Below are 26,714 nucleotides of genomic sequence, written 5' to 3' on the forward strand. Positions count from 1 at the left end.
AACATCCGTTTTGTTGCGCTCTTAACGCATGCAGTATCTGCACAAAACGACCATAAGGGATTCAAAGATACATAAAACCAGTTATTTTAAAACTATTAGATTGTCCAAACCAGATGACGAACATTTTTGTAAATCAATGACTTTCTGATTTTGACATAGAATAATACTTTAGATTCTAACTTTCAGGCTTAAGCCTAAAGGCTTAAACATAGGTAAGTACGATATGCAGTGTTGATGAATCTAGCACGCTTCCTGGCGGGCGGCAAGCGGTCAATAGAGAATTACTCATGTTGGCTGCCACCCTCAGGAATATGGAATGAATTATAGATTGGCGGTCAGGAATTCTTTCAGTTGCCCTTTAGACAAGGCCCCGACTTTGGTTGCCGCGACTTCGCCATTTTTGAACAGCAACAGCGTAGGAATACCACGAATACCGAATTTCGGTGCCGTCGCCGGGTTTTCGTCAATGTTAAGTTTGGCAACGGTCAGTTTACCCGCGAACTCTTCTGCAATTTCATCCAGTATAGGAGCGATCATTTTACAGGGACCACACCACTCAGCCCAGAAATCAACCAGGGTTACGCCCTCAGCGTCCAATACTTGCGTATCGAAACTGCCATCAGTCAGGTGAATAATTTTATCGCTCATGTTTTACTCCACAGGATTATATCTACCTTGTTGGTGTAGCATTAACCAACGGTAAGGTTGACTTTATTTCACCGGATACGCTTTCGTAAAGCAATAGTTAACTGATATTCTACCACACTATGAGCAAAACACACTTAACAGAACAGAAGTTTTCCGACTTCGCCCTGCACCCGCAGGTTATAGAAGCCCTTGAAAGCAAAGGGTTTCATAACTGCACGCCTATTCAGGCGTTAGCATTGCCGCTGGCTTTATCAGGGCGCGATGTAGCAGGTCAGGCGCAAACCGGTACTGGCAAGACGCTGGCTTTTCTCGCGTCTACTTTCCATTATTTGCTTTCGCACCCGGCAAGCTCTGAGCGTCAGACCAACCAGCCGCGTGCTTTAATCATGGCGCCGACGCGTGAATTGGCCGTGCAAATTCACTCTGACGCTGAAGCTCTTTCACGTCTTACCGGGCTGAAACTCGGTTTGGCGTATGGCGGCGACGGCTACGACAAACAACTCAAGGTGCTGGAAAGCGGCGTCGATATTCTGGTAGGCACCACTGGCCGCCTGATCGACTACACCAAGCAGAATTACATCAATATGGGTGCGATCCAGGTCGTGATCCTGGATGAGGCCGATCGCATGTACGATCTCGGCTTTATCAAAGATATCCGCTGGCTGTTTCGCCGCATGCCGCCGGTCACCCAGCGCCTGAATATGCTCTTTTCCGCGACGCTTTCCTACCGCGTTCGCGAACTCGCTTTTGAACAAATGAATAATGCCGAGTATGTGGAAGTCGAACCGGAGCAAAAAACTGGCCACCGCATCAAAGAAGAGTTGTTCTATCCGTCGAATGAAGAAAAAATGCGCCTGCTCCAGACACTGCTTGAGGAAGAGTGGCCGGATCGCTGCATTATTTTCGCCAATACCAAACACCGTTGTGAAGATATCTGGGGCCATCTGGCCGCCGATGGTCACCGCGTGGGTCTGCTGACGGGCGACGTGGCGCAGAAAAAACGTTTGCGTATTCTGGATGAATTCACCAACGGCAATCTGGACATTCTGGTTGCGACGGACGTAGCGGCGCGCGGCCTGCATATTCCGTCAGTCACCCATGTCTTCAACTATGATCTGCCGGATGACTGTGAAGACTATGTTCACCGTATTGGCCGTACTGGCCGCGCCGGTCAAAGCGGTTTCTCCATCAGTCTGGCTTGTGAAGAATACGCGCTGAATCTGCCTGCTATCGAAACCTATATCGGTCACGGTATTCCGGTCAGCAAGTACAACAGCGACGCATTGCTCAACGATTTACCGGCGCCGAAGCGCATAACGCGCCCGCCACGCACCAATAACGGCCCACGCAGAAACAATGCGCCGCGTAATAATCGTAAACGGCTAGGTTGATCGCAAATGCCAAGCGTATCCTCACTTTATGCAGCTATCGATCTCGGCTCCAACAGCTTTCATATGTTGGTTGTTCGGAAAAATGCGGGCAGCATTCAGACGCTGGCAAAGATAAAACGAAAAGTCCGTCTTGCCGCAGGATTGGATAAGCAGAATCGGTTATCGCAAGACGCGATGCAGCGGGGCTGGCAGTGTCTGCAACTGTTTTCAGAACGATTGCAGGATATCCCACGCGAGCAGGTACGTGTCGTCGCTACAGCGACCTTGCGGCTGGCGACCAACGCCGATGAGTTTCTGCAACAGGCCGAGCGGATTCTGGGATTACCGATTCAGGTTATCAGCGGCGAAGAAGAAGCCCGGCTAATCTATCAGGGCGTTGCTCACACCACCGGCGGGCCGGAGCAACGTCTGGTGGTTGATATTGGCGGCGGCAGTACGGAACTGGCTACCGGCATCGGCGCCAGAGCGACCCGGCTTATCAGCTTGCCCATGGGTTGCGTCACCTGGCTGGAACGTTATTTCAGCGATCGTAATCTGGAAGCAGGCAATTTCGAGCGCGCTGAACAGGCGGCCCGCGAGATGTTACGTCCGGTGGTCGCTTCCCTGAAAGAACAGGGCTGGCAAATCTGCGTCGGCGCCTCCGGCACGGTACAAGCTTTGCAGGAGATTATGGTCACGCAGGGGATGGACGAATACATCACGCTGACGAAACTCCAGCAGTTAAAACAACATGCCATTCAGTGCGATAAGCTGGAAGAGCTTGAAATTGAAGGCCTGACGTTGGAAAGAGCTCTGGTTTTCCCCAGCGGGCTGGCGATCCTGCTGGCTATCTTCCAGGAGCTCGACATTAAAACCATGACGCTGGCCGGCGGCGCGCTGCGCGAAGGGCTGGTGTACGGCATGCTTCATCTGCCGATTGGGCAGGATATCCGCCATCGTACCTTGCATAATTTGCAGCGTCGTTATCTGCTGGATAGCGAGCAAGCCGAACGGGTGAGCGCGCTGGCCGATACCTTTTTACAACAGGTCGCACGCGACTGGCAGTTGGACAATCGATGTCGCGAGCTACTGCAAAGCGCCTGTCTGGTGCACGAAATTGGTCTGAGCATTGATTTCCGCCAGTCTCCCCAACATGCGGCCTATCTCATCCGTCACAGCGATCTTCCTGGCTTTACCCCCGCACAAAAGAAACTGTTGGCGACCTTGCTGCAAAACCAAAGCAACCCTATCGATTTGATGCCGCTCAGTCAGCAAAATGCGGTGCCAGTGATACAGGCTCAGCGTCTGTGCCGCTTGCTGCGTTTGGCGATTATTTTTGCCAGCCGTCGCCGTGACGACACTTTGCCCGCAGTACGACTGCACGTTGAGGGTGAAGGTTTGCGGGTCATGTTGCCGGCCGGTTGGATGGCGCAACATCCGTTAAGGGCCGAAGCGCTGGAGCAGGAAAGCCGCTGGCAAAGCTATGTCCACTGGCCGCTGATGCTGGAAGAAGTTCCCGTTTGACTGACGGATTGATGTCATAAAAAGAAGATTAGGGGAGTGTTATTCCCCTTTGGCTTTCGCCAACTGCGCGCGGAGGCTGGCCAGGTGGCTTTGTCCTTTCTGCATCCTTTCCTGAGCACTCACTACTTTACGCTCAGTTTCCCAAACCAGATCATCCTGCGGCAACTCAAGCAGAAAACGGCTGGGTTCAGGACGCACCAATTCCCCGTACTGACGCCGTTCTTTACACAGGGTAAAGATCAATTCGCGCCGAGCGCGGGTGATCCCAACGTAAGCCAGCCGCCGTTCTTCATCGACATTGTCTTCATCAATGCTGCTTTGATGCGGCAGCAGCCCCTCTTCCATCCCTACCAGAAACACATAGGGGAATTCCAGACCTTTTGAAGCGTGCAGCGTCATTAACTGCACCTGATCCAGTTCGTCTTCGTTCTCTCCCCGCTCCATCATATCCCGCAGAGTGAAACGTGTGACGACTTGCGTCAACGTCATTGGCTCATCCAGATCCGAACCTTCGAGCATCTCCGTCATCCAGCTAAAAAGCTGATTCACGTTTTTCATCCGCATTTCCGCGGCTTTGGGACTGAGCGAAGTTTCATACAGCCAGCTTTCATAATCCAGTCCGTGAATCAGATCGCGCACCGCCGCCACCGGCTCGCGCTCGGCCAACCGAGCGATATCCGACAGCCACTGCGTAAACCGTTGCAGCGACTCCAGCCCACGGCCAGTCAGCGATTGACCGAGCCCCAGATCAAAGCTGGCGCTAAACAGACTTTTGTTGCGCTGATTCGCCCACTCGCCCAGCTTCTGCAACGTTGCCGGACCAATCTCACGTCTTGGCGTATTGACGATACGCAGGAAAGCGCTGTCGTCATCTGGATTGGTCAAAACACGCAAGTACGCCAGGAGATCCTTGATTTCGGGACGTGAGAAAAACGATGTGCCGCCGGAAATCCGATAGGGGATGCGATTCTGCATCAGCATTTTTTCAAACAGACGGGATTGATGATTACCACGATATAAAATGGCATAGTCGCCATACTGGGTCTTGTGGATGTAATGATGGGCAATCAACTCGCCCACCACCCTTTCGGCCTCATGATCTTCGTTGTTGGCGGTAATCACTTTCAGTTCATCGCCATAACCCAGTTCCGAAAACAACCGTTTTTCAAATACATGCGGATTATTGGCGATGAGAATATTCGCCGCCTTCAGGATGCGGCCGGAAGAGCGGTAGTTTTGCTCCAGCTTGATGACTTCAAGCTGCGGGAAATCCTGTTGTAGCAGCACCAGATTCTGCGGGCGGGCGCCACGCCAGGAATAGATCGACTGGTCGTCATCGCCCACCACGGTAAAGCGTGCGCGGCTGCCTACCAGCAATTTAACCAACTCATATTGACTGGTGTTGGTGTCCTGATATTCATCCACCAGTAAATAGCGTAAGCGGTTCTGCCAACGTTCCCGTACTTCATCGTTACGCTTGAACAACAACGTCGGCAACAGGATCAGATCGTCAAAATCCAACACGTTGCAGGCGCGCAGATGGTCTTGATACAACGAATAACAGTGAGCAAACAACCGATCCCGTTCGCCGCGCGCCGTTGCCGCCGCGCCAGCGGGATCAACAAGATCGTTTTTCCAGTTCGAGATCGTTGACGTTAATTGCTGCAACAGCGTCTTATCATTTTCCAGCCATTGTTCGGTCAACGCTTTCAGCAAAGCCATCTGATCCTGATCGTCGAACAGAGAAAAGTTGGCTTTCATACCCAGCGCCGCGTACTCGCGCTTGATGATTTCCAGCCCCAGCGTATGAAAGGTGGCGATCACCAACCCGCGAGTTTCTTTGCGGCCCAGCGTTTGCGCGACACGTTCTTTCATTTCGCGAGCGGCTTTATTGGTGAAAGTTACCGCGGCGATATGACGGGCCTGATAGCCGCACTGACGGATTAAATGCGCAATCTTATTGGTGATAACGCGCGTTTTACCCGAACCGGCTCCCGCCAGCACCAGACAAGGGCCGGTAACGAATTCGACAGCATGTTGTTGGCTGGGGTTTAAACGCATAACGATATGGCTCACTCATCAAACGGAAGGGGATTGTAGCAGAAAGCGGAATCGATCTTGAGCGGGGATTTATCGTCATGGAAAGCACATCGCAATCCACATCTGACGTTGCAGATGTTACATTGCGCTCAGGAATTCCCCTCTCTGTTAAATAAGGGTAACGACATGGCAAATACCGCAGCGGCACTGCATATTCTGGTGGATACCGAACAGCAGGCCAACGACATTCTGACCCAGTTGCACCAGGGCGCCGATTTTCAGCAACTGGCGCAAAAATACTCCACCTGCCCGTCAAAACGTAATGGCGGCGATTTGGGTGAATTCCGTAAAGGCGATATGGTTCCCGCCTTTGATAAAGCGGTCTTTTCCTGCGAGTTGCTGCAACCGTTCGGCCCGGTCAAGACCCAGTTCGGCTATCATTTGATTAAAGTGCTGTACCGCAATTAATCCCAGCATTCACCTTGCCGGACGCAACGGCGCCGGCAAGGTGACGATAGTGCAACGCCTCTAGCCGATGGTCATCAGGCTGGCGTTGCCTCCCGCAGCGGCGGTGTTAATGCTCAGCGAACGTTCATACAGCAGACGCTCCAGCGCGATATTGGTCTCACCGCGACTAAAGCCCTGTACGGCGATAATCGGCCCCTGACGTTCGGCAAGCTGTTGACTGAGTTGCAGCAACTGATCGGTATCGCCATGATGGATCACCGCATCAAATGCCTGATCGTCTCGCCGCCAGTCCTGACTGAACAGAATACGCGATTGAACGACATCCGGTAAACGACGATACAGCGTCTGCAATAATGACGTTTCCAGCCACAATACGTATCCTCCCGTCGCCAGCACCGCCGCTAACTGAATCAACGCATCTTTGTCGTTGTCAGCCAGACACAACACGCGCTCACGCGGCGTCAGCGTATAAGTATTGCGTTCTCCCGTCGGCCCCGGCAACAAATACGTCGTCCCGGCCAATCCACGTTCCGCGTACTGCTGGCATAGCGCCGCCAAATCGTGCCGATGCTCGGCAAGCGCCCATTTTTCCAACGCCTGCAATGACGTCAACAGCGTCGATCGCACGCCGACATCCACGGTTTGCCCACCATCCTCACCAGCCAGCCCATGCAGCGGCGCATCATCTGGTTTGTGTGACAGCAGCCGATACAGATAGAGCGGCCCGCCCGCCTTCGGGCCGGTGCCGGAAAGCCCCTCTCCGCCAAATGGCTGAACGCCGACCACCGCGCCGACCATATTGCGGTTGACGTACTGATTGCCCACACGGGCGTTGCCGGTCACCCGCGAGATGGTTTCATCAATACGCGTGTGTAAGCCCAACGTCAAACCATACCCTGCCGAATTAATCTGTTCAATCAACGTGTTGAGATGCTGGCTGTGGTACCGCACGACGTGCAATACCGGCCCGAATACCTCTTTTTGCAGTTCATTCACGCTTTCCAGTTCGATCAACGTTGGTTTGACGAAGGTTCCGCGCGCCCATTGCTGTTCATCCTGCGGCGACGACGCCGGCTGATACACCTTGCGTCCTTTCGTCCGCATACGCTGAATATGGCGTTCAATGGCCTGCTTCGCTTGCGCATCGATCACCGGCCCAATATCCGTGGATAAACGTTCCGGGTTCCCCATCCGGCATTCGGCCATCGCCCCGCGCAGCATTTGCAACGTATGCTCCGCGACATCCTCCTGAACACACAGAATACGCAATGCCGAGCAGCGCTGACCGGCACTGTCGAAAGCGGAGGCGATCACATCGTTCACCACCTGCTCTGTCAACGCGGAAGAGTCCACGATCATCGCATTCAACCCGCCGGTTTCGGCAATCAGCGGCGTAAGGCGTCCGTGTGCATCCAGTCGTCCGGCAATGGCGCGCTGCAACAGTTTCGCTACGTCCGTTGAGCCGGTAAACACGACGCCACGTACCCGGCTGTCATTGACCAACGCGGCGCCAACCGTTTCCCCCTGCCCCGGCAACAACTGCAAGACGCCGACAGGCACGCCCGCTTCCAGCAGGATACGCACCGCCTGCGCCGCAATCAGCGGGGTTTGTTCGGCGGGTTTCGCCAGCACGCTATTGCCCGCCGCCAGCGCCGCCGCAACCTGTCCGGTGAAAATCGCCAGCGGAAAATTCCACGGACTGATACAGACCACCGGCCCCAGCGGTCGATGTGAGTCATTGGCGAATGCTTCGCGCACCTGAGCGGCGTAATAACGCAGAAAATCCACCGCTTCACGCACTTCGGCGACGGCGTTGCCGAATGTTTTACCGGCTTCACGCACCAATAACCCCAACAGATGCTGCAACTGACTTTCCATGATGTCCGCCGCTTTATTCAGCACGGATGCGCGCTCCGCTGGCGGCGTGGCGAACCAGATCGCCGCCGCGCTGACGGATGAATCCAGCGCGTGAGCAATATCCTGCTCGCTGGCCTCACAGACATAGCCCACAATGTCGCGCGACTCGGCAGGATTGAACACTGGTTTTGCGGCCTGCGGCACAGCGTCGCCGTCAATCACCGGCGCGGCTTGCCACGATTGCGCCACGCTCGTCAGCAAGGCGCTGGAAAGCGAGGCGAGACGATGTTCATTGGACAGATCGAGCCCGCTGGCGTTATGCCGCGCCGCACCGTATAAATGACGCGGGAGAGGAATGCGAGGATGCGGCAGACCGATCCGCCCTTCCGCCGTCGCCAACGCTTCCACCTCGCCGACGGGATCGCCCACTAGCGTCTCAAGCGGCAAGGTCACATCGGCGATACGGTTGACAAAGGACGTATTCGCGCCATTTTCCAGCAGACGGCGCACCAGATAAGCCAATAGCGTTTCATGGGTTCCGACCGGCGCATAAATGCGGCACGGACGATTCAGTTTCCCTTCGGCGACGTTGCCCACCACCTGTTCATACAGAGGTTCGCCCATACCATGCAGACACTGGAATTCGTACTGACCGGGGTAATGGTTGTTGCCAGCCAGATGGTAAATCGCACTCAAGGTTTGTGCGTTATGGGTGGCGAACTGAGGATAAATCAGGTTGGGCGCCGCCAGTAATTTACGTGCGCAGGCCAGATAGGACACATCGGTGTAGACCTTGCGCGTATACACCGGATAGCCTTCCAGCCCATCGACTTGCGCGCGTTTGATTTCACTGTCCCAATACGCGCCTTTCACCAGACGGATCATCAGCCGTCGCTGACTGCGCCGGGCCATGTCGATCACGGCGTCAACAACGAACGGGCAGCGTTTCTGGTAAGCCTGAATGACAAATCCGATACCGTTCCAGCCCGCCAGTTGCGGCTCAAAGCAGAGCTTTTCCAGCAAATCGAGCGAGATTTCCAGTCGATCCGCCTCTTCCGCATCGATATTGATGCCAATGTCATACTGACGCGCTTGTAAGGTGAGCGACAATAAACGCGGATATAACGTATCCATCAGCCCTTCGTATTGCGCCCGGCTGTAGCGGGGATACATCGCGGATAGCTTGATGGAAATACCCGGCCCTTCATAGATGCCGCGCCCATTGGATGCTTTTCCAATCGCGTGGACAGCCCGCTGATAGGACGTCAGATAAGCGGCGGCATCTTTCTCCGTCAACGCCGCTTCCCCCAGCGTGTCATAGGAGTAGCGGAATCCCCGCGCTTCCAATTTGCGGGCGTTGGCCAGCGCTTCGGCAATGGTTTCGCCGGTCACAAACTGCTCCCCCATCAGACGCATCGCCATATCCACGCCTTTACGAATCAACGGTTCGCCGCTTTTGCCAATGATGCGGTTGAGCGATCGCGACAAGTTCGCCTCATTATGGATAGCAACCAGCTTACCGGTGAACAACAGTCCCCAGGTCGCCGCGTTAACAAACAGCGATGGACTGTGACCAAGATGCGCATACCAGTCGCCAGCGCTGATTTTGTCGCGGATCAGCGCATCACGCGTGGGTTTATCGGGAATGCGCAGCAATGCCTCGGCCAGACACATCAACGCCACTCCTTCCAGCGAAGAAAGTGAAAATTCCTGCAACAATCCTTGTACCATACCCGCGCGCCCGCTCGCCCCTTTTTGCTCTCGCAGGCGCTCCGCCAGCCGATAAGCCATTTTCTGCGTCAATTGCGCTATTTCCGCCGGAAGTTTCGCCTGTTCAAGCAATGTCGGCACCAGTTCGCTTTCAGGGCGTCGGTAGGCGGAAGTGATGTCAGCACGTATAACGGATTGGGGCAATACCTGTTGTGCAAACTCAAGAAAGGGTTGATGGGTTTCTTCTTCCTGAGATTGCGGCATAATCTCTTGCGCTTCGATGGGGCTGGGCATAGCCGATTGCGGTATTTCAGGCGTGTCGCCAGCGCTTTCGAGCCGTTCGAGATAGTTAAAGATGGCCTGTTTGATCAGCCAATGCGGTGTGCGATCAATCCGTTGCGCTGCGGCCTTGAGACGGTCACGCGTGGCCTCGTCGAGTTTTACGCCCATCGTGGTAAAGCCCATAAACGTCACTCCTGTGATGAAAAGGACATATCGGTAAAATATCAATATCAGTCATGTTGCAACTTTGTGCAACCTTGTTAATAAATGATGTTATGGTGAATAAAAAAATCACTATTCCTCTCTGCGCCTCGTTCCGGCCAGCGTGGAAGCATGAAGATCCATCGCAACCACAAGGTGTGCGAATAATAATGAAAATGGAGAGTTGAATGACAATGAGCACACCCATGTTGGTGACTTTTCTGGTGTATATTTTCGGGATGGTACTTATCGGCCTGTTCGCCTATCGCGCCACCCATAACTTTGGCGATTACATTCTGGGCGGACGCAAAATGGGCAGCGTGGTCACCGCGCTCTCCGCTGGCGCTTCCGATATGAGCGGCTGGCTGCTGATGGGGCTGCCGGGCGCCATCTTCATTTCCGGTATCTCTGAAAGCTGGATCGCCATCGGCCTGACGGTCGGGACCTACCTTAACTGGAAATGGGTCGCCGGTCGTTTACGCGTTCATACCGAAGTCAACCACAACGCATTGACGCTGCCGGATTACTTTACTCACCGTTTTGAAGACACCAGCAAATTACTGCGCGTGATTTCAGCGGTGATTATCCTGATCTTTTTCACTATTTACTGCGCATCCGGCATGGTGGCGGGCGCCCGCCTGTTTGAAAGCACCTTTAATATGAGCTATGGCGCCGCATTGTGGGCCGGAGCAGCCGCGACCATCGCCTATACGTTTATCGGCGGGTTTCTGGCGGTAAGCTGGACGGATACCGTTCAGGCCAGTCTGATGATTTTCGCGCTGATCCTGACGCCGGTGATGGTGATCCTGTCGCTGGGCGGCATTGATGCCTCGCTGATGGTAATCGAAGCGAAAAACCCGGCCAATCTGGATATGTTCAAAGGTTTGAATTTTGTCGCCATCATTTCCCTGATGGGTTGGGGCCTCGGTTACTTCGGGCAACCGCATATTCTGGCGCGCTTTATGGCGGCGGATTCACACCACACCATTCACAGCGCGCGCCGCATCAGTATGACCTGGATGATCCTGTGTCTGGCGGGAGCGGTGACCGTGGGCTTTTTCGGCATCGCCTATTTCAGCAACCACCCGGAACAAGCAGGTAATGTTGCGCAAAACAGTGAGCGCGTGTTTATTGAACTGTCCATGCTGCTGTTCAACCCGTGGATTGCCGGCGTGCTGTTGTCGGCGATCCTGGCGGCGGTCATGAGTACCTTAAGCTGCCAGCTTCTGGTCTGTTCCAGCGCGATCACCGAAGATTTATACCGTCCTTTTTTCCGTAAAAGAGCCACGCAAAGAGAGTTGGTGTGGGTAGGACGCGCGATGGTGCTGCTGGTGGCGGCGATCGCCATTATCCTGTCGGCAAACCCGGAGAACCGCGTACTGGGGCTGGTCAGTTATGCCTGGGCTGGTTTCGGCGCCGCTTTCGGGCCGGTGATCCTGATTTCCCTGCTGTGGCCGCGGATGACCCGCAACGGCGCCCTGCTTGGGATGATTGTCGGCGCGGCGACCGTACTGATTTGGAAGCAGTATAACTGGCTGGGACTGTATGAAATCATCCCCGGCTTCCTGTTCAGTTGCCTGACCATCTTTATCGTCAGTCTGATGGGCCGTCCGCCGTCTCAGGCGATTACCGAGCGTTTTCATAAAGCGGAAGCGGAATTCAGGTCGGTATAACCCGTAAAAAAAGGCACAGCATGACGCTGTGCCCTTATCCATTCCGAATGATCATTTCTGTCTGTAACGTTTCCTGCGTGTTATTAAACCTGATCCGGTTATCCAGCTTATAGACTTCACCAATCAATTTAATGAACAACACACCATCCCGCATCGAAATTTCCGCATCACCTGTGTTTGCTTTCAAAAATTCCTGGGGCTTTTGATTGTCTTTACGAACGGTATAAGAATAAATGAAACCGACCGTCGCACCGCCTTTTTCCAACTGCAAAACATCAACGGAAATATTATTATCAAGCTTGTATTCGTCAACTTTGGTGTAAACATCTTCCATGCCAAATAAATAATAGGCGATTCCTGATATTGAAAATAACAGCAGGACGACGATTAACGAAAAAGACAACAATAATACTTTAATAACCTTTACTCTTTGCATAATCAATCCCTAGCTTAATATAAAACTGATCGTCCGGATCATCACCATAAGGCACGCTTCCCCAACAAACACCATCATCTGGGCGGCTGGTTCCCGCCCTCATTTGTGCACAACCGGCCCCCCGTAATAAAATAGTTTCAGGGATACCTGCGGCATAACCTACTGCACCATAATGAAAATTCCCAAAACTTTCAAATTTAGAACTTTGCTGTTTAAAATCCCAAGGGCCTTTGTTTCTGACGAGCTTATAAAAATCATAATAATCTAAAGCGCCGACTATTCTCCCATACTTATTTTTGAGATAAGCCATATTAGCATCGACAGATACACCTTTAGGTGCAGAAGGATAGGACATATAACAACCTCCGTGTTGAAATATTAAGCGCGATATTTCATTGATACAATTGGCATCATAATAAACGTTTTCTCGGTACAAACACGCAGAGTTTCAATCAATTAATGTTGTTATTTTCGTGATGTACAAGAAAGGAAGGAAAAATCTATTCGGAGGTTGCTGACAAAGCACAAGGAGCGGCGGTAATCGATAGATCGTAAGATGCCATAAATACATCCCTTTGTCGCACTGGTGCGAAAGTTTTGCTCTTCTATCCCTTTATCACCACCCTTCTGATTTCCCAACAAGGTTTGCCAATAGTCTAAGGCACAGCATGACGCTGTGCCTTGTTTAGCATATAATCGCAGAATTAATCCGCAACGGCGATACGTTTCATATCCGTCATATAGCCACGCAGTTTGCGACCGACGGTTTCGATCGGATGATTACGGATCGCTTCGTTGACGTCACGCAGTTGCGCGTTGTCTACTTCGGTCGCGGCGACCGTTTTACCCAGATCACCTGGTTGCAGCGAGGCCATGAACTTTTCTTTCAACAACGGCACCGCGGCATTGGCAAACAGATAGTTACCGTATTCCGCGGTATCGGAGATAACCACGTTCATTTCGTACAGACGCTTACGCGCGATGGTATTTGCAATCAGCGGCAGTTCATGCAGTGATTCATAGTAAGCGGATTCTTCAATGATGCCCGCGCTCACCATAGTCTCAAACGCCAGTTCAACACCGGCTTTCACCATCGCCACCAACAGCACGCCGTGGTCAAAGTATTCCTGCTCGGAAATTTTTCCGTCAAACTGTGGCGCGTTTTCAAACGCTGTTTTGCCGGTTTCTTCACGCCAGGTCAGCAACTTAACATCGTCGTTCGCCCAGTCCGCCATCATACCGCTGGAGAATTCGCCAGAGATAATGTCATCCATGTGTTTCTGGAACAGCGGCGCCATAATCGCTTTCAGTTGCTCAGACAACGCATAGGCGCGCAGTTTCGCCGGGTTGGACAGCCTGTCCATCATCAGCGTGATACCGCCTTGTTTCAGCGCTTCGGTAATGGTTTCCCAACCGAACTGAATCAGTTTTTCCGCATAAGCCGCGTCGACACCATCCGCCGCCAGTTTGTCGAAGCTCAGTAGCGAACCGGCCTGCAACATGCCGCACAGGATCGTTTGTTCGCCCATCAGGTCGGATTTTACTTCTGCAACGAAAGAAGATTGCAGCACGCCGGCACGGTGACCGCCCGTCGCGGCGGCCCAGGCTTTGGCAATCGCCATGCCTTCGCCTTGCGGATCGTTTTCCGGGTGAACCGCGATAAGCGTCGGCACGCCAAAACCACGTTTGTATTCTTCACGGACTTCCGTACCGGGGCACTTCGGCGCCACCATCACTACCGTAATGTCTTTACGGATTTGCTCGCCCACTTCAACAATATTGAAACCATGCGAGTAGCCCAACGCCGCGCCTTGCTTCATCAGTGGTTGAACCGCCTGAACCACGGCTGAGTGCTGTTTGTCCGGCGTCAGGTTAACCACCAGATCGGCTTGCGGGATCAGTTCTTCGTAATTGCCCACGGTGAAACCGTTTTCCGTGGCTTTGCGCCATGAAGCGCGTTTTTCGGCGATCGCTTCCTGACGCAGCGCATAAGCGATATCCAAACCGGAATCACGCATGTTCAGACCCTGATTCAGGCCCTGCGCGCCACAGCCGACAATCACCACTTTTTTACCCTTCAGGTAGTTCGCTTCATCGGCGAATTCATCACGTCCCATAAAACGACACTTGCCCAGTTGCGCCAACTGCTGGCGCAGGTTCAATGTGTTGAAATAGTTAGCCATGTCATGCTCCGTATCCGGTTTTGTTTGTCTGTTATTCGAAAAAGGCTCCCGCCGCAGCGAAAACCATTATGGCGTTCATCATATGACAGGAAATGCGTTGCTTAAATTGATATATTAACAACGTCACATTGCAAAATCTGCAAGATAAAAACGAGGCTCGCATCGCATGGATTTACGTGATCTCAAATTATTTCTGCATTTGGCGGAAAGCCGACATTTTGGTCGTACCGCCAAGGCGATGCACATCAGTCCTTCAACGCTGTCTCGGCAAATTCAACGGTTGGAAGAAGACGTGGGGCAAACCTTGTTCCAGCGCGATAACCGTACCGTGCAACTCACCGATGCCGGAGAACATCTGAAACTGTTCGCCCAGCAAACGCTGTTGCAATATCAGCAACTCAGACATGTCCTCAACCAACGCGGGCCGTCCCTGAGCGGCGAGTTGCGTATTTTCTGTTCGGTGACCGCCGCTTACAGTCATTTGCCCCCCATTCTTGATCGCTTCCGAGTGGAGCATCCGCTGGTGGAGATCAAACTGACCACCGGTGATGCCGCAGACGCGGTTGAGAAAGTCCAGTCTAACGAGGCTGACCTGGGAATAGCCGGAAACCCGGAAACCTTGCCCGCCAGCGTGGAGTTTATGCCGATCGGTAAAATTCCGCTGGCGCTGATTATCCCCGCGCTACCATGTCCGGTTCAGGTGCAGGTTAAAGTCCCCCACCCTGACTGGGCGCAAATTCCGTTTATTCTGCCGGAACACGGCCCGGTGCGTAAGCGTATCGACCTATGGTTCCGTCGCCACCACCTCAATAATCCGCAAATTTATGCCACCGTGTCCGGTCATGAAGCGATGGTGTCGATGGTTGCGCTGGGCTGCGGCATTGCGCTCATCCCGGATGTGGTGCTGGAAAACAGCCCGGAACCGGTGCGCAACCGCGTCTCCATTTTTGCCGAGCAAGCAATGGAACCGCTTGAATTGGGCGTTTGCGTACAGAAAAAACGGCTCAGCGAACCATTAATCGCCGCTTTCTGGGAAACCTTGCCGGACAAACCATAAAACAGGGCTCACCACGCGTCCGATTCTCTAGCGCTCAAACCACTTGTCGGCAGGAAAGGCGCGCGAACCTGACGCTTCAGATTCCTGCGCGGTTCTCTTCATAGTTTCGATGTTCATCAGGTAGTGATAGAGCGGCTCAAGCCGGGTAAATCCTTGTGCCAGCGTGGTGATCAGTTCACCGGAAAATAAGGCGTCCATATCGTACCGGGTACAAATCGCGGCAAAGGATTTACGGTTATACCAGTCGGCCAGTTCCGGCGGCTGATCGTTAATCAGCGGTCGCTTGTAACTTTCGCCTTCCAGCATGAAGGTATTCCCCAGACAGCCTGCCACCGCCAGAAACTGCGCGGGGTTGCCGCGCAGCGTTTGGCGGAACAAATCCATGGTCGTGCGCGTCGCGCTGTAATATCCCAGCCCGTAACGCCAGCTATCCGGCGATATCTCAAAGAAATAGACCGGCGCGTCCGTCCAGTCTTTACGAGTACGCTTGAAGGTCAGCCACATCTGGCTGCGATAACGTGATTTATCGTGGGAAAACCGGGTATCGCGATGGATTCGCGACAATGTCTTGCCGATGGCCGGGCGGGTTTCGAAATGATCGTCAATCTGCAACATGGCCAGACTCAGTTCATCCACCAGCGCCCGAAAAGGCGCGACCAACTGTTCATCGTAAATAGCGCGATGAGTTTCGAACCAGTCTTTATCATTGTGCTGACGCACCTGTTGCAGGAATGTCAGCCCTTGCTGAGAAAACCCATTGAAATGTGAAGCCATCGTTGTCTGTCATCCATGTTGTCTCTGATGGCATAAAGATAACGCTCCCGACAGTGAAACACCACCGGGAGCGCGGTGACTCCCTAGCCCGCCAGAAAGAAACGGAAAGACGGATTATCGGTTTCATCATGACACTCATAACCCAGCGCCTGGAGATGATGCTCAAACTCAGGATCTCGCTCGTCCAGTTCAAACGCCGCCAATACGCGCCCAAAATCCGTACCGTGGCTACGATAATGGAAAAGCGAGATATTCCAGTGCGTGCCCAGCGTATGCAGGAATTTCAGCAAGGCGCCCGGCGACTCGGGAAATTCAAAGCTATAAAGCCGCTCCCGCAACGGTTTTGAAGGCCGTCCGCCGACCATGTAGCGAACATGCAGCTTGGCCATTTCATCATCAGACAGATCCACCACTTCATAACCGCCCGCCGACAACTCGGTGATGATTTCGTCACGCTCGGCATAGCCGCGCGTCAGACGCACGCCGGCAAAAATGCAGGCATCGTCGGCATTGGCATAACGGTAGTTGAATTCGGTCACGGAACGACCGCCCAACAGTTGGCAGAATTTCAAAAAACTGCCTTTCTTTTCTGGAATGGTGACCGCCAGCAACGCTTCACGCTGTTCGCCCAGTTCACAGCGCTCGGAAACATATCGCAGACCGTGGAAGTTTACGTTAGCGCCTGACAGCACATGCGCCAGACGTTCGCCCTGGATCTGGTGCTGCTGAATGTATTTCTTCATTCCCGCCAGCGCCAGCGCCCCGGAGGGTTCCGCAATCGCCCGCACGTCTTCAAACAGATCTTTGACCGCCGCGCAAATCGCATCGCTATCCACCGTGATCACATCATCCAGGTATTCCCGGCACAAGCGGAAGGTTTCATCACCGATGCGTTTCACCGCAACACCTTCGGCAAACAGCCCCACGCGCGGGAGATCGACAGGATGTCCGGCATCCAGCGCCGCCCGCAGACAGGCGGAATCCTCGGCTTCCACGCCGATGACCTGAATCTGCGGCATCAACTGTTTGATCAACACCGCCACTCCCGCAGCCAGTCCACCGCCGCCCACCGGTACAAACACCCGGTCCAGATGCGCGTCCTGTTGCAACAGTTCCATCGCCAATGTGCCTTGTCCGGCAATGACCGCCGGATGATCGAATGGCGGCAGGAAAGTCATATGCTGCTGTTGCGACAACGCTATCGCTTTGGCTTTCGCCTCATCAAAGTTGGCGCCATACAGCAACACTTCTCCGCCGAAGCCTCGCACCGCGTCAACCTTGATATCGGCTGTCGCCACCGGCATCACGATCAATGAGTTAATGCCAAGCTTACTGGAAGAGAGCGCCACGCCTTGCGCATGGTTACCTGCCGATGCCGTCACCACGCCATGCGATTTCTGCTCATCGCTCAGCCCCGCCATCATCGCGTAGGCGCCGCGCAGCTTGAAGCTGTGCACCGCATGTCTGTCTTCACGTTTTACCAGAATGACATTACCCAACCGCGAAGAAAGTTTGTCCATTTTCTCCAGCGGCGTGACCTGGGTAATTTCATAAACCGGCGAGCGCAGGATCGCCCGCAGATACTCCGCGCCGCCGGGCGCGGCAGGAAGTGGTTGTGACACTGCCATCAGAATCAGCCTCCCAGCTTACTCTTATCGCGAACAGCCCCTTTATCGGCGCTGGTCGCCAAACTCGCGTAGGCGCGCAGGGCAAAAGAAACCTGACGGTCACGATGATGCGGCGTCCAGGCCGCCTCGCCCCGTGCTTCCTCCGCTTCGCGGCGGCGGGCCAACTCGCTGTCGGCTACGTCCAGTACGATGTTGCGCTGCGGAATATCGATGGCAATCATGTCGCCGTCCTGTACCAGACCAATGGTGCCGCCGCTGGCCGCTTCCGGCGAAGCATGGCCGATGGATAGACCGGAAGTCCCGCCGGAAAAGCGGCCATCCGTAATCAGTGCGCACTGTTTGCCCAAGCCCATTGATTTCAGGAAGCTGGTCGGATACAGCATTTCCTGCATGCCCGGCCCCCCTTTCGGCCCTTCGTAACGGATCACCACCACATCGCCCGCCACCACCTTGCCGCCCAGGATCGCTTCCACCGCATCATCCTGACTTTCATAAACTTTGGCCGGGCCGCGGAAAACCAGACTGCCTTCATCCACCCCCGCCGTCTTCACGATACAGCCATTTTCCGCCAGATTGCCGTACAACACCGCCAGGCCGCCGTCTTGACTGTAGGCAAATTCGCGGGAACGAATGCACCCTTCCTGACGATCGGTATCCAGCGAATCCCAACGGCAATCTTGCGAAAACGCGTTGGTAGTGCGGATACCCGCCGGACCTGCGGAATACATGCTTCTCACGCTCTCATCCTGCGTCAGCATCAAGTCATAGGCTTCCAGCGTTTGCGGCAGGTTTTTGCCCAGCACGTTATTCACATCCCGGTTCAGCAAGCCCGCTCTGTCCAGTTCGCCCAGAATGCCGATGACGCCGCCCGCACGATGCACGTCTTCCATATGATATTTCTGCGTGCTTGGCGCGACCTTACACAGGTGCGGCACTTGCCGGGACAGACGATCGATATCGGTCATGGTGAAATCGACTTCGCCTTCCTGCGCCGCCGCCAGCAGGTGTAGTACGGTATTGGTAGAGCCGCCCATGGCGATATCCAGCGTCATGGCGTTTTCAAACGCCGCTTTATTGGCGATATTGCGCGGCAGCACGCTTTCATCATCCTGCTCGTAATAACGTTTCGCCAGACCGACAATTCGTTTGCCCGCATTCAGGAACAGTTCCTTACGATCGGCATGCGTCGCCAGCAGCGAACCGTTCCCCGGCTGAGACAGCCCCAGCGCTTCGGTCAGGCAGTTCATGGAATTGGCGGTGAACATCCCGGAACAGGAACCGCAAGTCGGGCAGGCGGAACGTTCAATCTGATCGCTGTCGGCGTCGCTGACATTCGGGTTGGCGCCCTGGATCATGGCATCCACTAAATCCAGCTTAATGATCTGATCGGATAATTTGGTTTTTCCGGCTTCCATTGGCCCGCCGGAAACAAAAATCACCGGAATATTCAGGCGCAGCGACGCCATCAACATGCCGGGCGTGATTTTATCGCAGTTGGAAATACACACCATCGCATCGGCGCAGTGCGCATTGACCATGTATTCCACCGAGTCGGCGATCAATTCACGGGAAGGCAGAGAATAGAGCATGCCGCCATGCCCCATGGCGATACCATCATCAACCGCTATCGTATTGAATTCTTTAGCGACACCACCAGAGGCCTCGATTTGCTCGGCGACCAGTTTCCCCAGATCGCGTAAATGCACATGGCCGGGAACAAACTGGGTGAAGGAGTTAACCACCGCGATGATGGGTTTGCCAAAATCGTCGTCGGTCATCCCGGTGGCGCGCCACAAGGCTCTGGCGCCCGCCATATTACGGCCATGCGTGGTGGTGGCTGAACGGTACTTAGGCATGCTCTTATTACTCCAATAATAACGTAATGGGCGATGGCGAAATAAACCACCGCCTGATTTTATATCTATTAATTGATTAACGGTTTACCGGATCCAGCCAGCCCCATTTATCTTCCGTCTCACCGGTGAACAGGCCAAAGAACGCCTGCTGCAATTTTTTCGTGACTGGGCCACATTTGCCGATCCCCACCTGAATACCGTCCACACTGCGCACGGGCGTGATTTCCGCCGCCGTACCGGACATAAACACCTCGTCGGCCAGATAAAGCGACTCGCGAGACAGCACCTGTTCACGGATTTCAAAGCCCAAATCTTTCGCCAATTTGATGATGGCGTCGCGCGTAATGCCAGGCAGCGCGGACGAGGTAAAGGGCGGCGTGAAAAGAATACCGTCTTTCACTTCAAATAGGTTTTCACCCGCGCCTTCCGACACATAACCATGCACATCCAGCGCAATCCCTTCCTGATAGCCATGACGACGAGCTTCACTTCCCACCAACAACGAAGAAAGATAATTACCGCCCGCTTTCGCCGCGGTAGGGATGGTATTCGCCGCCACACGGTGCCAGGAGGAAACCATGGCGTCAATGCCCTGATCCAGCGCTTCTTCACCCAGATAGGCGCCCCACGGAAATGCCGCGATAATGACATCAGTTTTATAGCCGTCCGGCGGGTTGACGCCCATGCCAACATCGCCGACAAATACCAACGGACGAATATAGGCGCTGGTCAGATTATTCTTGCGCAGCGTTTCCCGGCAGGCTTCCATCAGTTCATCAACGCTTTGCTGTACCGGCATACGGTAGATTTTTGCTGAATCATGCAGACGCTGCATATGTTCGCGATGGCGGAACACCACCGGCCCTTGATGCGAGTTATAGCAACGAATCCCTTCAAACACCGAGGTGCCATAATGCAATGCGTGCGACATCACGTGTACTTTCGCTTCCGCCCACGGCACCATTTCCCCGTTAAACCAAATGTAATCAGCTTTCTTGGTCATTCTTTATTTTCCTTCACTTGTACGTTAAGCACTGATCTGTTGCGTCGCTGTCATCGGCTGAATATCGACATTAGAGATATCCAACAATTTACTTAATTGAGCCGACAATAGATCCACCGGACGGTGGCTGGCAACGGTCAGTTCAATATTAATCTGCTCATTATTCGTCGTATGCACCATATTCATGGCGCATACTTTAAACCCGCGGTGGCGGGTAACGCGTAATACACGCTCCAGAACTTCGGGACGAAAGCGAGCCTGAATGGAAAGTTGATGATGCATCATTCTGTTTTCTCCAACACGTATTCTATTGTGGCTAGCCATTACTCGGTTTTATCCAACATCGTTTCATTACCGGCGCCGGGGGGAACCAGAGGCCAGACATTTTCATATTCATCGATGGAGACATGCAGTAAATATGGCCCTTCGCTGTTGAACAGGGCATCTAATGCCACACCAATCTGGTCTTTACGTGTGATTCGTTGGCCGGGGATAGCAAAAGCACTTGCCAACGTCAGGAAATCAGGATTATCGGAGAGGTTCGTTTCACTATAGCGTTCATCAAAAAATAACTGCTGCCATTGCCTCACCATGCCTAACCGCTGGTTATCCAGCAAGACGATTTTCAGCGGCAGCCGTTTTCGCTTGATGGTGCCCAGTTCCTGAACATTCATCATGAAAGATCCGTCGCCGGAAATACAGATTACCGTATCTTCCGGGCGGGCAACCTGCGCGCCAACTGCGGCAGGCACACCAAAGCCCATGGTGCCGAGGCCACTGGACGTGATGAAATTTTCCGGGCGGCTGAATGTCATATGTTGAGCAGCCCACATCTGATGCTGGCCGACATCCGTCGTCACCACGGTATCTTTGTCCATACGATCGGAGATAGCCTTCAGCAAGGCCGGCGCATAAATAGCTTGCCCCGGATGATCATAGCGCCAGGGATACTCCGCCTTCATCATCGAAGCTTGCTGTTGCCAGTCGGCGATGTTCAGCGATTGTTGCAGCGCGGGCAACAACGCTTTCAGGTCGCCTTGCAACGCCACATTAGCTTGACGCAATTTACTCAGTTCGGCCGGATCGATATCCATGTGGATCACCTTGGCATGGGGCGCGAAGGCGTTCAGTTTGCCAGTCACGCGATCATCAAACCGCGCGCCGACGGCGATCAACAGGTCGCACTGTTGCACCATCAGGTTGGCGGCTTTGGTGCCGTGCATGCCAATCATACCAAGATAGTAGGGATGTTCGGCGTCAACAGCACCTAACCCTTTCAGCGTCACAACGGAAGGCATATCGGTCATCGCCAGAAACTGGCGCAGGGCGGGCACCGCCTGCGCTATGCCGACACCGCCGCCAACATACAACACAGGTTTTTTCGCCTGCGATATCATCTCACGCGCCAATGCGATTTCCTGAGCCGGGAAATCAAAACCGTTGTCAACCGCCGCAACGTGCGGCGCGAAATCCCCGACAGCCAGTTGGATATCTTTTGGAATATCCACCAGAACCGGACCGGGGCGGCCACTGCTGGCAATGGCAAACGCTTCGGCCATCACCTCCGGCAACGAATCCAGCGACTCAACCAGGAAACTGTGTTTAGTGCAGGCCAGAGAAAGCCCCAGTACGTCGATCTCCTGAAAAGCGTCCGTACCAATCAGCGACGAACCAACCTGACCGGTGATAGCAACAACGGGAACAGAGTCCAGCAAAGCATCGGCCAGCCCGGTGATCAGATTGGTTGCGCCGGGACCTGATGTAGCAATACACACGCCAACTTTCCCTGTTGCCCGCGCATAACCGATCGCCGCCATTGCTGCGCCTTGCTCATGGCGACACAGTAGATGGCTTACCCCGCCGTCATACAGTGCATCATAGACGGGCATTATCGCGCCCCCTGGATAACCGAATACGGTTTCCACTCCCTGCGCTCGCAACGCCTGTACCACCCACCTTGCCCCATTCATCGTTATTTCCCCAAGCTTTTTCTGGAATAACAGGATCTTACGCTACCACTCATCATCTGTTCCCTTATGTTATACATTGCGCCCAATAAAAAACCCCCGACCTTACGGTGCGGGGGTTTTCTTGAATTCGGGCTTGATTTCTAAGCCATTCTTCGTCCAAGTGCTGCCCCGCACGGTGGGATAATAATCACCACCACGCTAATCACGACTAGGCTAATCACCAGGGATAGGGCTTTCATAAATAGGCTGTTCAGTAACCCACTGTTGAACGAATGCCTACAGAGTTATCACAGTCAGTCATTGGATGACAACCATTTTTTGCATGATTAATTTTAAGCGGCAGCGTCAGAACATTAAAAAACACAGTCTAATCATAGGGTAGAGTAATTTCCGTTTATTTCCATCGGATCGTGGGAAATTATTGGGTAGCCCTTTTCTAGTCATTAAAAACCGCGATACGGCTCGCACGAATGCGGTAGCACAATGAGAGCAGAAAAACTTCCTTGCTCCGCCTTCGCAAACTCATCACGACATGCTCCCGGCAAGCAGGGTGATAACGCATTATGTCGCCATACATCATACATAAGGAGGAGAATAGATGTCACTGGCGGTTACCTACACACGGGCGATGATAGGCGTACAGGCGCCGGATGTGAACATTGAGGTACATATCAGCAGTGGATTGCCGGCATTAACCTTGGTTGGTTTGCCCGAAACCACCGTCAAAGAGGCACGCGATCGCGTGCGCAGCGCGCTGATTAATTGCGGTTTTACGTTTCCCGCCAAGCGCATAACGGTAAATCTTGCGCCAGCCGATCTGCCGAAAGAAGGCGGGCGTTACGATCTCCCTATCGCTCTGGCGATTCTGGCGGCCTCAGAGCAAATTGACGGCACGAGACTCAGCCAGTATGAGTTTCTTGGCGAGTTAGGCCTTTCAGGTACTTTACGTGGCGTTAACGGCGCGATCCCGGCAGCGCTGGCAGCAACAAAATCCGGTCGCCAACTGATCTTGCCTGAAGACAATAAGCAGGAAATGGCGCTAATCCCTCAGGGAGACGTGCTGATGGCCGACCATCTGTTGCAGGTTTGTGCTTTCTTACAGGGTGAGGAAGCATTACTCCGTAGCCATGAAATTCCTCTGGAGACGGTGACCGATGATGATACGCCTGATCTAAAAGATATTATTGGTCAGGAGCAGGCAAAACGGGCATTGGAGATCACCGCCGCTGGCGGCCATAATCTGTTGCTGCTTGGCCCGCCCGGTACGGGTAAAACCATGCTGGCCAGCCGACTTGGTAACCTGATGCCGCCATTGAGCGATGAAGAAGCGCTGGAAAGCGCAGCAATAAACTGTTTGATCAATATCGATGCGATCATGAAACACTGGCGTGCACGACCATTCAGAGCCCCGCATCATAGCGCCTCCATGACGGCGCTCGTCGGCGGGGGATCGCTGCCCAAACCAGGAGAGATTTCTCTCGCACATAATGGCGTTTTGTTTCTGGATGAACTTCCAGAGTTCGAAAGACGAGTTTTAGACGCACTGCGAGAGCCGCTGGAATCGGGTGAGATCGTTATTTCCCGTACTCGCGCCAAAGTTCGTTATCCGGCACGTGTTCAGCTTGTTGCAGCCATGAACCCAAGCCCTTCGGGCCATTATCAGGGGATACATAACCGCCTTCCGGCACAGCAAATTCTACGTTATCTCAGCAAACTATCCGGCCCGTTTCTGGATCGCTTTGATATCTCTATTGAAGTTCCATTATTGCCGCCTGGTGTCCTACGCCAGCAAAACGCTCACGGGGAAAGCAGCGCTACCGTCAGGGCACGCGTGCTGGCAGCAAGACAGCGGCAAATCCACCGCGCCAATAAAATCAATGCGCTACTGAAGCCGAATGAAATCGAGAAATACTGTCGTTTGAAATCGGAAGATGCCGGTTATCTGGAAGAGGTAATGAGTAAGCTGGGATTATCAGTACGCGCCTGGCACAGAATATTAAAAGTTGCCCGCACCATTGCCGACCTCGCCGATCAGTCTGAGATTCACAAAAATCACCTTGCTGAAGCACTCAGTTATCGATGTATGGATCGCCTGTTGATACAACTACACAAAAACCTTGGATGAGAATAGCTGCGCGGTTCCAAGAGAGATGCACATGAAGCGATTAACGTTTGAAGATCAGGAATAAATAATGTCAGGCGTATTTTTAGCATTGCGCCGCTACGGCCCAGAGGGAGATGGACAAGGATGTTCATCGTAAAAAATAGGGCTTTCGCCCCATTTTATTACTAATCATCACTTTCGGTGTATTCTTCAACCGCGTCCATTTGCGGCTTGCCACCGGACAACGTGTGGAAACGCTTGGGACGACGGATACGATCCAGATATTTGGACCATATTTTTTCCATGTCTGTCTCAGCCTTACGCTCGCCACGACACATCGCCACAAACTGTACTTCTTCTTCGGTAATCGGTTCGCGTTTACCCAGATCAAGTTCGTTAAAGGCATAACCGTGGCGTTCCAACAGTTGTGCTTCTTTAATAGTAAAGTCGCCGTGCCGGGAAAAACCACGTGGATAAAACTTGTTATCAAAAAAACGATTATTGGTAGAGAAGCTTTCCGCCATCTTACACGCTCCTAATTCTTCTATGGTCGTGTTGTTTATGGCGCGGAGTATTAGATAGGCTTGACATTGTGTAAAACAAAACATTTAAATCATTACGACAAAATTTTTTGGAGATAGGCGTGGATACCGAATTACTAAAAACCTTTCTGGAAGTCAGCAGGACCCGACACTTTGGCCGCGCCGCAGAATCGCTTTATCTGACACAGTCAGCGGTAAGTTTCCGTATTCGTCAGTTAGAGACTCAGCTTGGGGCAAATTTATTTACCCGTCACCGAAATAACATCCGCTTAACTCCAGCAGGAGAGCGGCTGTTACCCTATGCGGAAAGCTTGATAGGCACCTGGCAAATCGCCAAAAAAGAGGTCGCACGTTCACAACAGCATAGCCTGCTCTCCGTTGGCGCCACCGCCTCACTGTGGGAGGCCTATCTTACGTCGTGGTTACAGTCGCTCTATCAGAAACGGCCTTTGCTACAGTTGGAAGCACGTATCGCACTGCGCCACTCATTGGTAAAGCAACTTCATGAACGTCAGTTGGATCTGTTGATCACGACAGAACAGCCGAAAATGGAAGAATTGGCGAGCCAACTTTTAGGCAACTTTTCACTCTCGCTTTTCACCTCCGCAGAAAACGAGAATAATCAGGATCTGCCTTACATCAAGCTGGAATGGGGAGCTGATTTTCATCAGCAAGAAAGTCTGCTGTTACTCAGCGATCAACTTCCCGTGCTTACTACCACATCCGCACATCTTACTCGCCAGCTACTGGTGACCACCAGCGGCTGCGCCTTCCTGCCCAGCCACTGGCTACAGATCTATCCTCATCTGAAAGCATTAAACGACACGCCGCCCGTAGTACGGCCATTTTATGCCGTCTGGCTACAAAACAGCGATCAACAGGCGTTAATTCGTCAGTTACTCAAAACACCGATTGCTATATCGACGTAGCAATACACATCGCTTAGGCACGTCTGAGCCAATCAGAACGTGCTTAATGTTTTTTATAAACCACTCAAAGCAAACAGCAGTAATCCGATAACAATTAATATTTTTTTGATCGACGATACATATTTGTGGCAGATCACGACCAATAAATAAATTTACTGCAACAGATAAGTTAAGCAATAAATTTCCTTGCTGATGTACCGCACCGACATCTAATAATTGTGAATATACTATATTAGTTGAGTTAATCAGCATCCTTTCAAGAATAATCTCCCCATTTGAATGACTATAACCCCGGAAAGCGTTTTTATCAGTGGGGATTTTACTACAGTATTCTGATCCAGCAAGACCACTATCTTGCCGCTTTCTAAATAGCTGTTCCAAATAGTAGATCACTTTGAGGGAACTCAGTCCGAGTTGAGCGATCTGATCAATCGCCAAAAATCACAAATCACCAACCGG

The 26,714-nt window shown here is 53.0% G+C and carries 21 protein-coding genes; 7 read left to right on the forward strand and 14 right to left on the reverse strand.

Going from position 1 to position 26,714, the window contains the following annotated elements; translation table 11 throughout:
* Positions 1–321: 321 nt before the first annotated feature.
* Complete coding sequence (trxA, locus tag DES54_RS07555) at positions 322–648, reverse strand: thioredoxin TrxA (RefSeq protein ID WP_113866070.1); 327 nt, start codon at positions 646–648, stop codon at positions 322–324.
* Positions 649–767: 119 nt separating this feature from the next.
* On the opposite strand from trxA, the gene rhlB reads away from it, so the two are divergent.
* Together rhlB and ppx are read left to right on the forward strand one after the other, a co-directional pair.
* Entirely contained in the window at positions 768–2,039 is a 1,272-nt protein-coding gene (gene rhlB / locus DES54_RS07560) for an ATP-dependent RNA helicase RhlB (RefSeq protein WP_113866072.1), read from the forward strand.
* A gap of 6 nt (positions 2,040–2,045) precedes the next feature.
* A complete protein-coding gene (gene ppx, locus DES54_RS07565) occupies positions 2,046–3,542 on the forward strand; it encodes an exopolyphosphatase (protein ID WP_113866074.1) in 1,497 nt (498 codons plus the stop codon).
* A 39-nt stretch (positions 3,543–3,581) separates the two neighbouring features.
* Here the strand turns inward: ppx and rep are convergent, their stop codons facing one another.
* Positions 3,582–5,603 (reverse strand): DNA helicase Rep, encoded by a 2,022-nt coding sequence (gene rep, locus DES54_RS07570; RefSeq protein WP_113866075.1) that lies wholly within the window; start codon positions 5,601–5,603, stop codon positions 3,582–3,584.
* 165 nt (positions 5,604–5,768) lie between these two features.
* Here rep and ppiC point away from each other — a divergent pair, with 165 nt between their 5' ends.
* A complete protein-coding gene (gene ppiC, locus DES54_RS07575; RefSeq protein WP_113866077.1) occupies positions 5,769–6,050 on the forward strand; it encodes a peptidylprolyl isomerase PpiC in 282 nt (93 codons plus the stop codon).
* Positions 6,051–6,110: 60 nt separating this feature from the next.
* On the opposite strand, the gene putA is transcribed toward ppiC, so the two are convergent.
* On the reverse strand, positions 6,111–10,082 hold the full coding sequence (gene putA, locus DES54_RS07580) for a trifunctional transcriptional regulator/proline dehydrogenase/L-glutamate gamma-semialdehyde dehydrogenase (protein ID WP_113866079.1): 3,972 nt from the start codon (positions 10,080–10,082) through the stop codon (positions 6,111–6,113).
* Between the two features lie 206 nt (positions 10,083–10,288).
* Here putA and putP point away from each other — a divergent pair, with 206 nt between their 5' ends.
* Positions 10,289–11,773, forward strand: coding sequence for a sodium/proline symporter PutP (gene putP, locus DES54_RS07585; RefSeq protein ID WP_113866081.1), 1,485 nt, complete (start codon positions 10,289–10,291; stop codon positions 11,771–11,773).
* A 34-nt stretch (positions 11,774–11,807) separates the two neighbouring features.
* Here the strand turns inward: putP and DES54_RS07590 are convergent, their stop codons facing one another.
* From DES54_RS07590 to ilvC, 3 genes are all read right to left on the reverse strand, one after another.
* Positions 11,808–12,209: a hypothetical protein gene (locus DES54_RS07590; RefSeq protein WP_113866083.1), complete on the reverse strand. Its 402-nt coding sequence runs from the start codon at positions 12,207–12,209 to the stop codon at positions 11,808–11,810.
* The gene (locus DES54_RS07595) at positions 12,187–12,564 is read right to left on the reverse strand and encodes a polymorphic toxin type 44 domain-containing protein (protein ID WP_169050402.1); all 378 of its coding nucleotides are present in this window, start codon (positions 12,562–12,564) and stop codon (positions 12,187–12,189) included. Before DES54_RS07595 ends, DES54_RS07590 begins: the two co-directional genes overlap by 23 nt.
* Positions 12,565–12,913: 349 nt before the next feature.
* Positions 12,914–14,392 carry a ketol-acid reductoisomerase gene (gene ilvC / locus DES54_RS07600; protein ID WP_113866085.1) on the reverse strand — a complete coding sequence of 493 codons (1,479 nt, stop codon included), beginning with the start codon at positions 14,390–14,392 and terminating at the stop codon, positions 12,914–12,916.
* A 166-nt stretch (positions 14,393–14,558) separates the two neighbouring features.
* Between ilvC and ilvY the strand changes: the two genes are divergently transcribed.
* Entirely contained in the window at positions 14,559–15,449 is an 891-nt protein-coding gene (ilvY, locus tag DES54_RS07605; RefSeq protein WP_113866087.1) for an HTH-type transcriptional activator IlvY, read from the forward strand.
* Between the two features lie 27 nt (positions 15,450–15,476).
* Here ilvY and DES54_RS07610 read toward each other — a convergent pair whose 3' ends face one another.
* The 7 genes from DES54_RS07610 to ilvL form a co-directional block, all read right to left on the reverse strand.
* Positions 15,477–16,223: a DUF2461 domain-containing protein gene (locus DES54_RS07610; RefSeq protein WP_113866089.1), complete on the reverse strand. Its 747-nt coding sequence runs from the start codon at positions 16,221–16,223 to the stop codon at positions 15,477–15,479.
* Positions 16,224–16,306: 83 nt separating this feature from the next.
* Positions 16,307–17,851 (reverse strand): threonine ammonia-lyase, biosynthetic, encoded by a 1,545-nt coding sequence (gene ilvA / locus DES54_RS07615; RefSeq protein WP_113866091.1) that lies wholly within the window; start codon positions 17,849–17,851, stop codon positions 16,307–16,309.
* Between the two features lie 5 nt (positions 17,852–17,856).
* A complete protein-coding gene (gene ilvD, locus DES54_RS07620) occupies positions 17,857–19,707 on the reverse strand; it encodes a dihydroxy-acid dehydratase (protein WP_113866093.1) in 1,851 nt (616 codons plus the stop codon).
* A gap of 76 nt (positions 19,708–19,783) precedes the next feature.
* Complete coding sequence (locus tag DES54_RS07625) at positions 19,784–20,710, reverse strand: branched-chain amino acid transaminase (protein WP_113866095.1); 927 nt, start codon at positions 20,708–20,710, stop codon at positions 19,784–19,786.
* A 24-nt stretch (positions 20,711–20,734) separates the two neighbouring features.
* The gene (gene ilvM / locus DES54_RS07630) at positions 20,735–20,995 is read right to left on the reverse strand and encodes an acetolactate synthase 2 small subunit (protein ID WP_113866097.1); all 261 of its coding nucleotides are present in this window, start codon (positions 20,993–20,995) and stop codon (positions 20,735–20,737) included.
* Between the two features lie 38 nt (positions 20,996–21,033).
* Positions 21,034–22,680 carry an acetolactate synthase 2 catalytic subunit gene (gene ilvG, locus DES54_RS07635; protein WP_113866099.1) on the reverse strand — a complete coding sequence of 549 codons (1,647 nt, stop codon included), beginning with the start codon at positions 22,678–22,680 and terminating at the stop codon, positions 21,034–21,036.
* A gap of 140 nt (positions 22,681–22,820) precedes the next feature.
* Positions 22,821–22,919 carry an ilv operon leader peptide gene (gene ilvL / locus DES54_RS07640; protein ID WP_071531109.1) on the reverse strand — a complete coding sequence of 33 codons (99 nt, stop codon included), beginning with the start codon at positions 22,917–22,919 and terminating at the stop codon, positions 22,821–22,823.
* 359 nt (positions 22,920–23,278) lie between these two features.
* Here ilvL and DES54_RS07645 point away from each other — a divergent pair, with 359 nt between their 5' ends.
* Positions 23,279–24,805, forward strand: a complete 1,527-nt coding sequence (locus DES54_RS07645; RefSeq protein ID WP_113866100.1) for a YifB family Mg chelatase-like AAA ATPase — start codon at positions 23,279–23,281, stop codon at positions 24,803–24,805.
* A 164-nt stretch (positions 24,806–24,969) separates the two neighbouring features.
* Here the strand turns inward: DES54_RS07645 and DES54_RS07650 are convergent, their stop codons facing one another.
* On the reverse strand, positions 24,970–25,308 hold the full coding sequence (locus DES54_RS07650; protein ID WP_113866103.1) for a MaoP family protein: 339 nt from the start codon (positions 25,306–25,308) through the stop codon (positions 24,970–24,972).
* Between the two features lie 119 nt (positions 25,309–25,427).
* Here DES54_RS07650 and hdfR point away from each other — a divergent pair, with 119 nt between their 5' ends.
* Positions 25,428–26,255: an HTH-type transcriptional regulator HdfR gene (gene hdfR / locus DES54_RS07655; RefSeq protein ID WP_113866105.1), complete on the forward strand. Its 828-nt coding sequence runs from the start codon at positions 25,428–25,430 to the stop codon at positions 26,253–26,255.
* The last annotated feature ends 459 nt before the right edge of the window (positions 26,256–26,714 follow it).

The sequence above is a fragment of the Brenneria salicis ATCC 15712 = DSM 30166 genome, assembly GCF_003315515.1.
In the GTDB taxonomy this organism is placed as follows: domain Bacteria; phylum Pseudomonadota; class Gammaproteobacteria; order Enterobacterales; family Enterobacteriaceae; genus Brenneria; species Brenneria salicis.

Coding starts and splice junctions, on each gene's coding strand:
- DES54_RS07590 (WP_113866083.1), bottom strand. CDS start 12,209: ATGCAAAGAGTAAAGGTTATTAAAGTATTATTGTTGTCTTTTTCGTTA.
- ppiC (WP_113866077.1), top strand. CDS start 5,769: ATGGCAAATACCGCAGCGGCACTGCATATTCTGGTGGATACCGAACAG.
- putP (WP_113866081.1), top strand. CDS start 10,289: ATGACAATGAGCACACCCATGTTGGTGACTTTTCTGGTGTATATTTTC.
- rhlB (WP_113866072.1), top strand. CDS start 768: ATGAGCAAAACACACTTAACAGAACAGAAGTTTTCCGACTTCGCCCTG.
- DES54_RS07610 (WP_113866089.1), bottom strand. CDS start 16,223: ATGGCTTCACATTTCAATGGGTTTTCTCAGCAAGGGCTGACATTCCTG.
- putA (WP_113866079.1), bottom strand. CDS start 10,082: ATGGGCTTTACCACGATGGGCGTAAAACTCGACGAGGCCACGCGTGAC.
- DES54_RS07650 (WP_113866103.1), bottom strand. CDS start 25,308: ATGGCGGAAAGCTTCTCTACCAATAATCGTTTTTTTGATAACAAGTTT.
- ilvM (WP_113866097.1), bottom strand. CDS start 20,995: ATGATGCATCATCAACTTTCCATTCAGGCTCGCTTTCGTCCCGAAGTT.
- ilvC (WP_113866085.1), bottom strand. CDS start 14,392: ATGGCTAACTATTTCAACACATTGAACCTGCGCCAGCAGTTGGCGCAA.
- ilvD (WP_113866093.1), bottom strand. CDS start 19,707: ATGCCTAAGTACCGTTCAGCCACCACCACGCATGGCCGTAATATGGCG.
- ilvG (WP_113866099.1), bottom strand. CDS start 22,680: ATGAATGGGGCAAGGTGGGTGGTACAGGCGTTGCGAGCGCAGGGAGTG.
- ilvA (WP_113866091.1), bottom strand. CDS start 17,851: ATGGCAGTGTCACAACCACTTCCTGCCGCGCCCGGCGGCGCGGAGTAT.
- DES54_RS07595 (WP_169050402.1), bottom strand. CDS start 12,564: ATGTCCTATCCTTCTGCACCTAAAGGTGTATCTGTCGATGCTAATATG.
- ppx (WP_113866074.1), top strand. CDS start 2,046: ATGCCAAGCGTATCCTCACTTTATGCAGCTATCGATCTCGGCTCCAAC.
- rep (WP_113866075.1), bottom strand. CDS start 5,603: ATGCGTTTAAACCCCAGCCAACAACATGCTGTCGAATTCGTTACCGGC.
- DES54_RS07625 (WP_113866095.1), bottom strand. CDS start 20,710: ATGACCAAGAAAGCTGATTACATTTGGTTTAACGGGGAAATGGTGCCG.
- ilvL (WP_071531109.1), bottom strand. CDS start 22,919: ATGAAAGCCCTATCCCTGGTGATTAGCCTAGTCGTGATTAGCGTGGTG.
- DES54_RS07645 (WP_113866100.1), top strand. CDS start 23,279: ATGTCACTGGCGGTTACCTACACACGGGCGATGATAGGCGTACAGGCG.
- trxA (WP_113866070.1), bottom strand. CDS start 648: ATGAGCGATAAAATTATTCACCTGACTGATGGCAGTTTCGATACGCAA.
- ilvY (WP_113866087.1), top strand. CDS start 14,559: ATGGATTTACGTGATCTCAAATTATTTCTGCATTTGGCGGAAAGCCGA.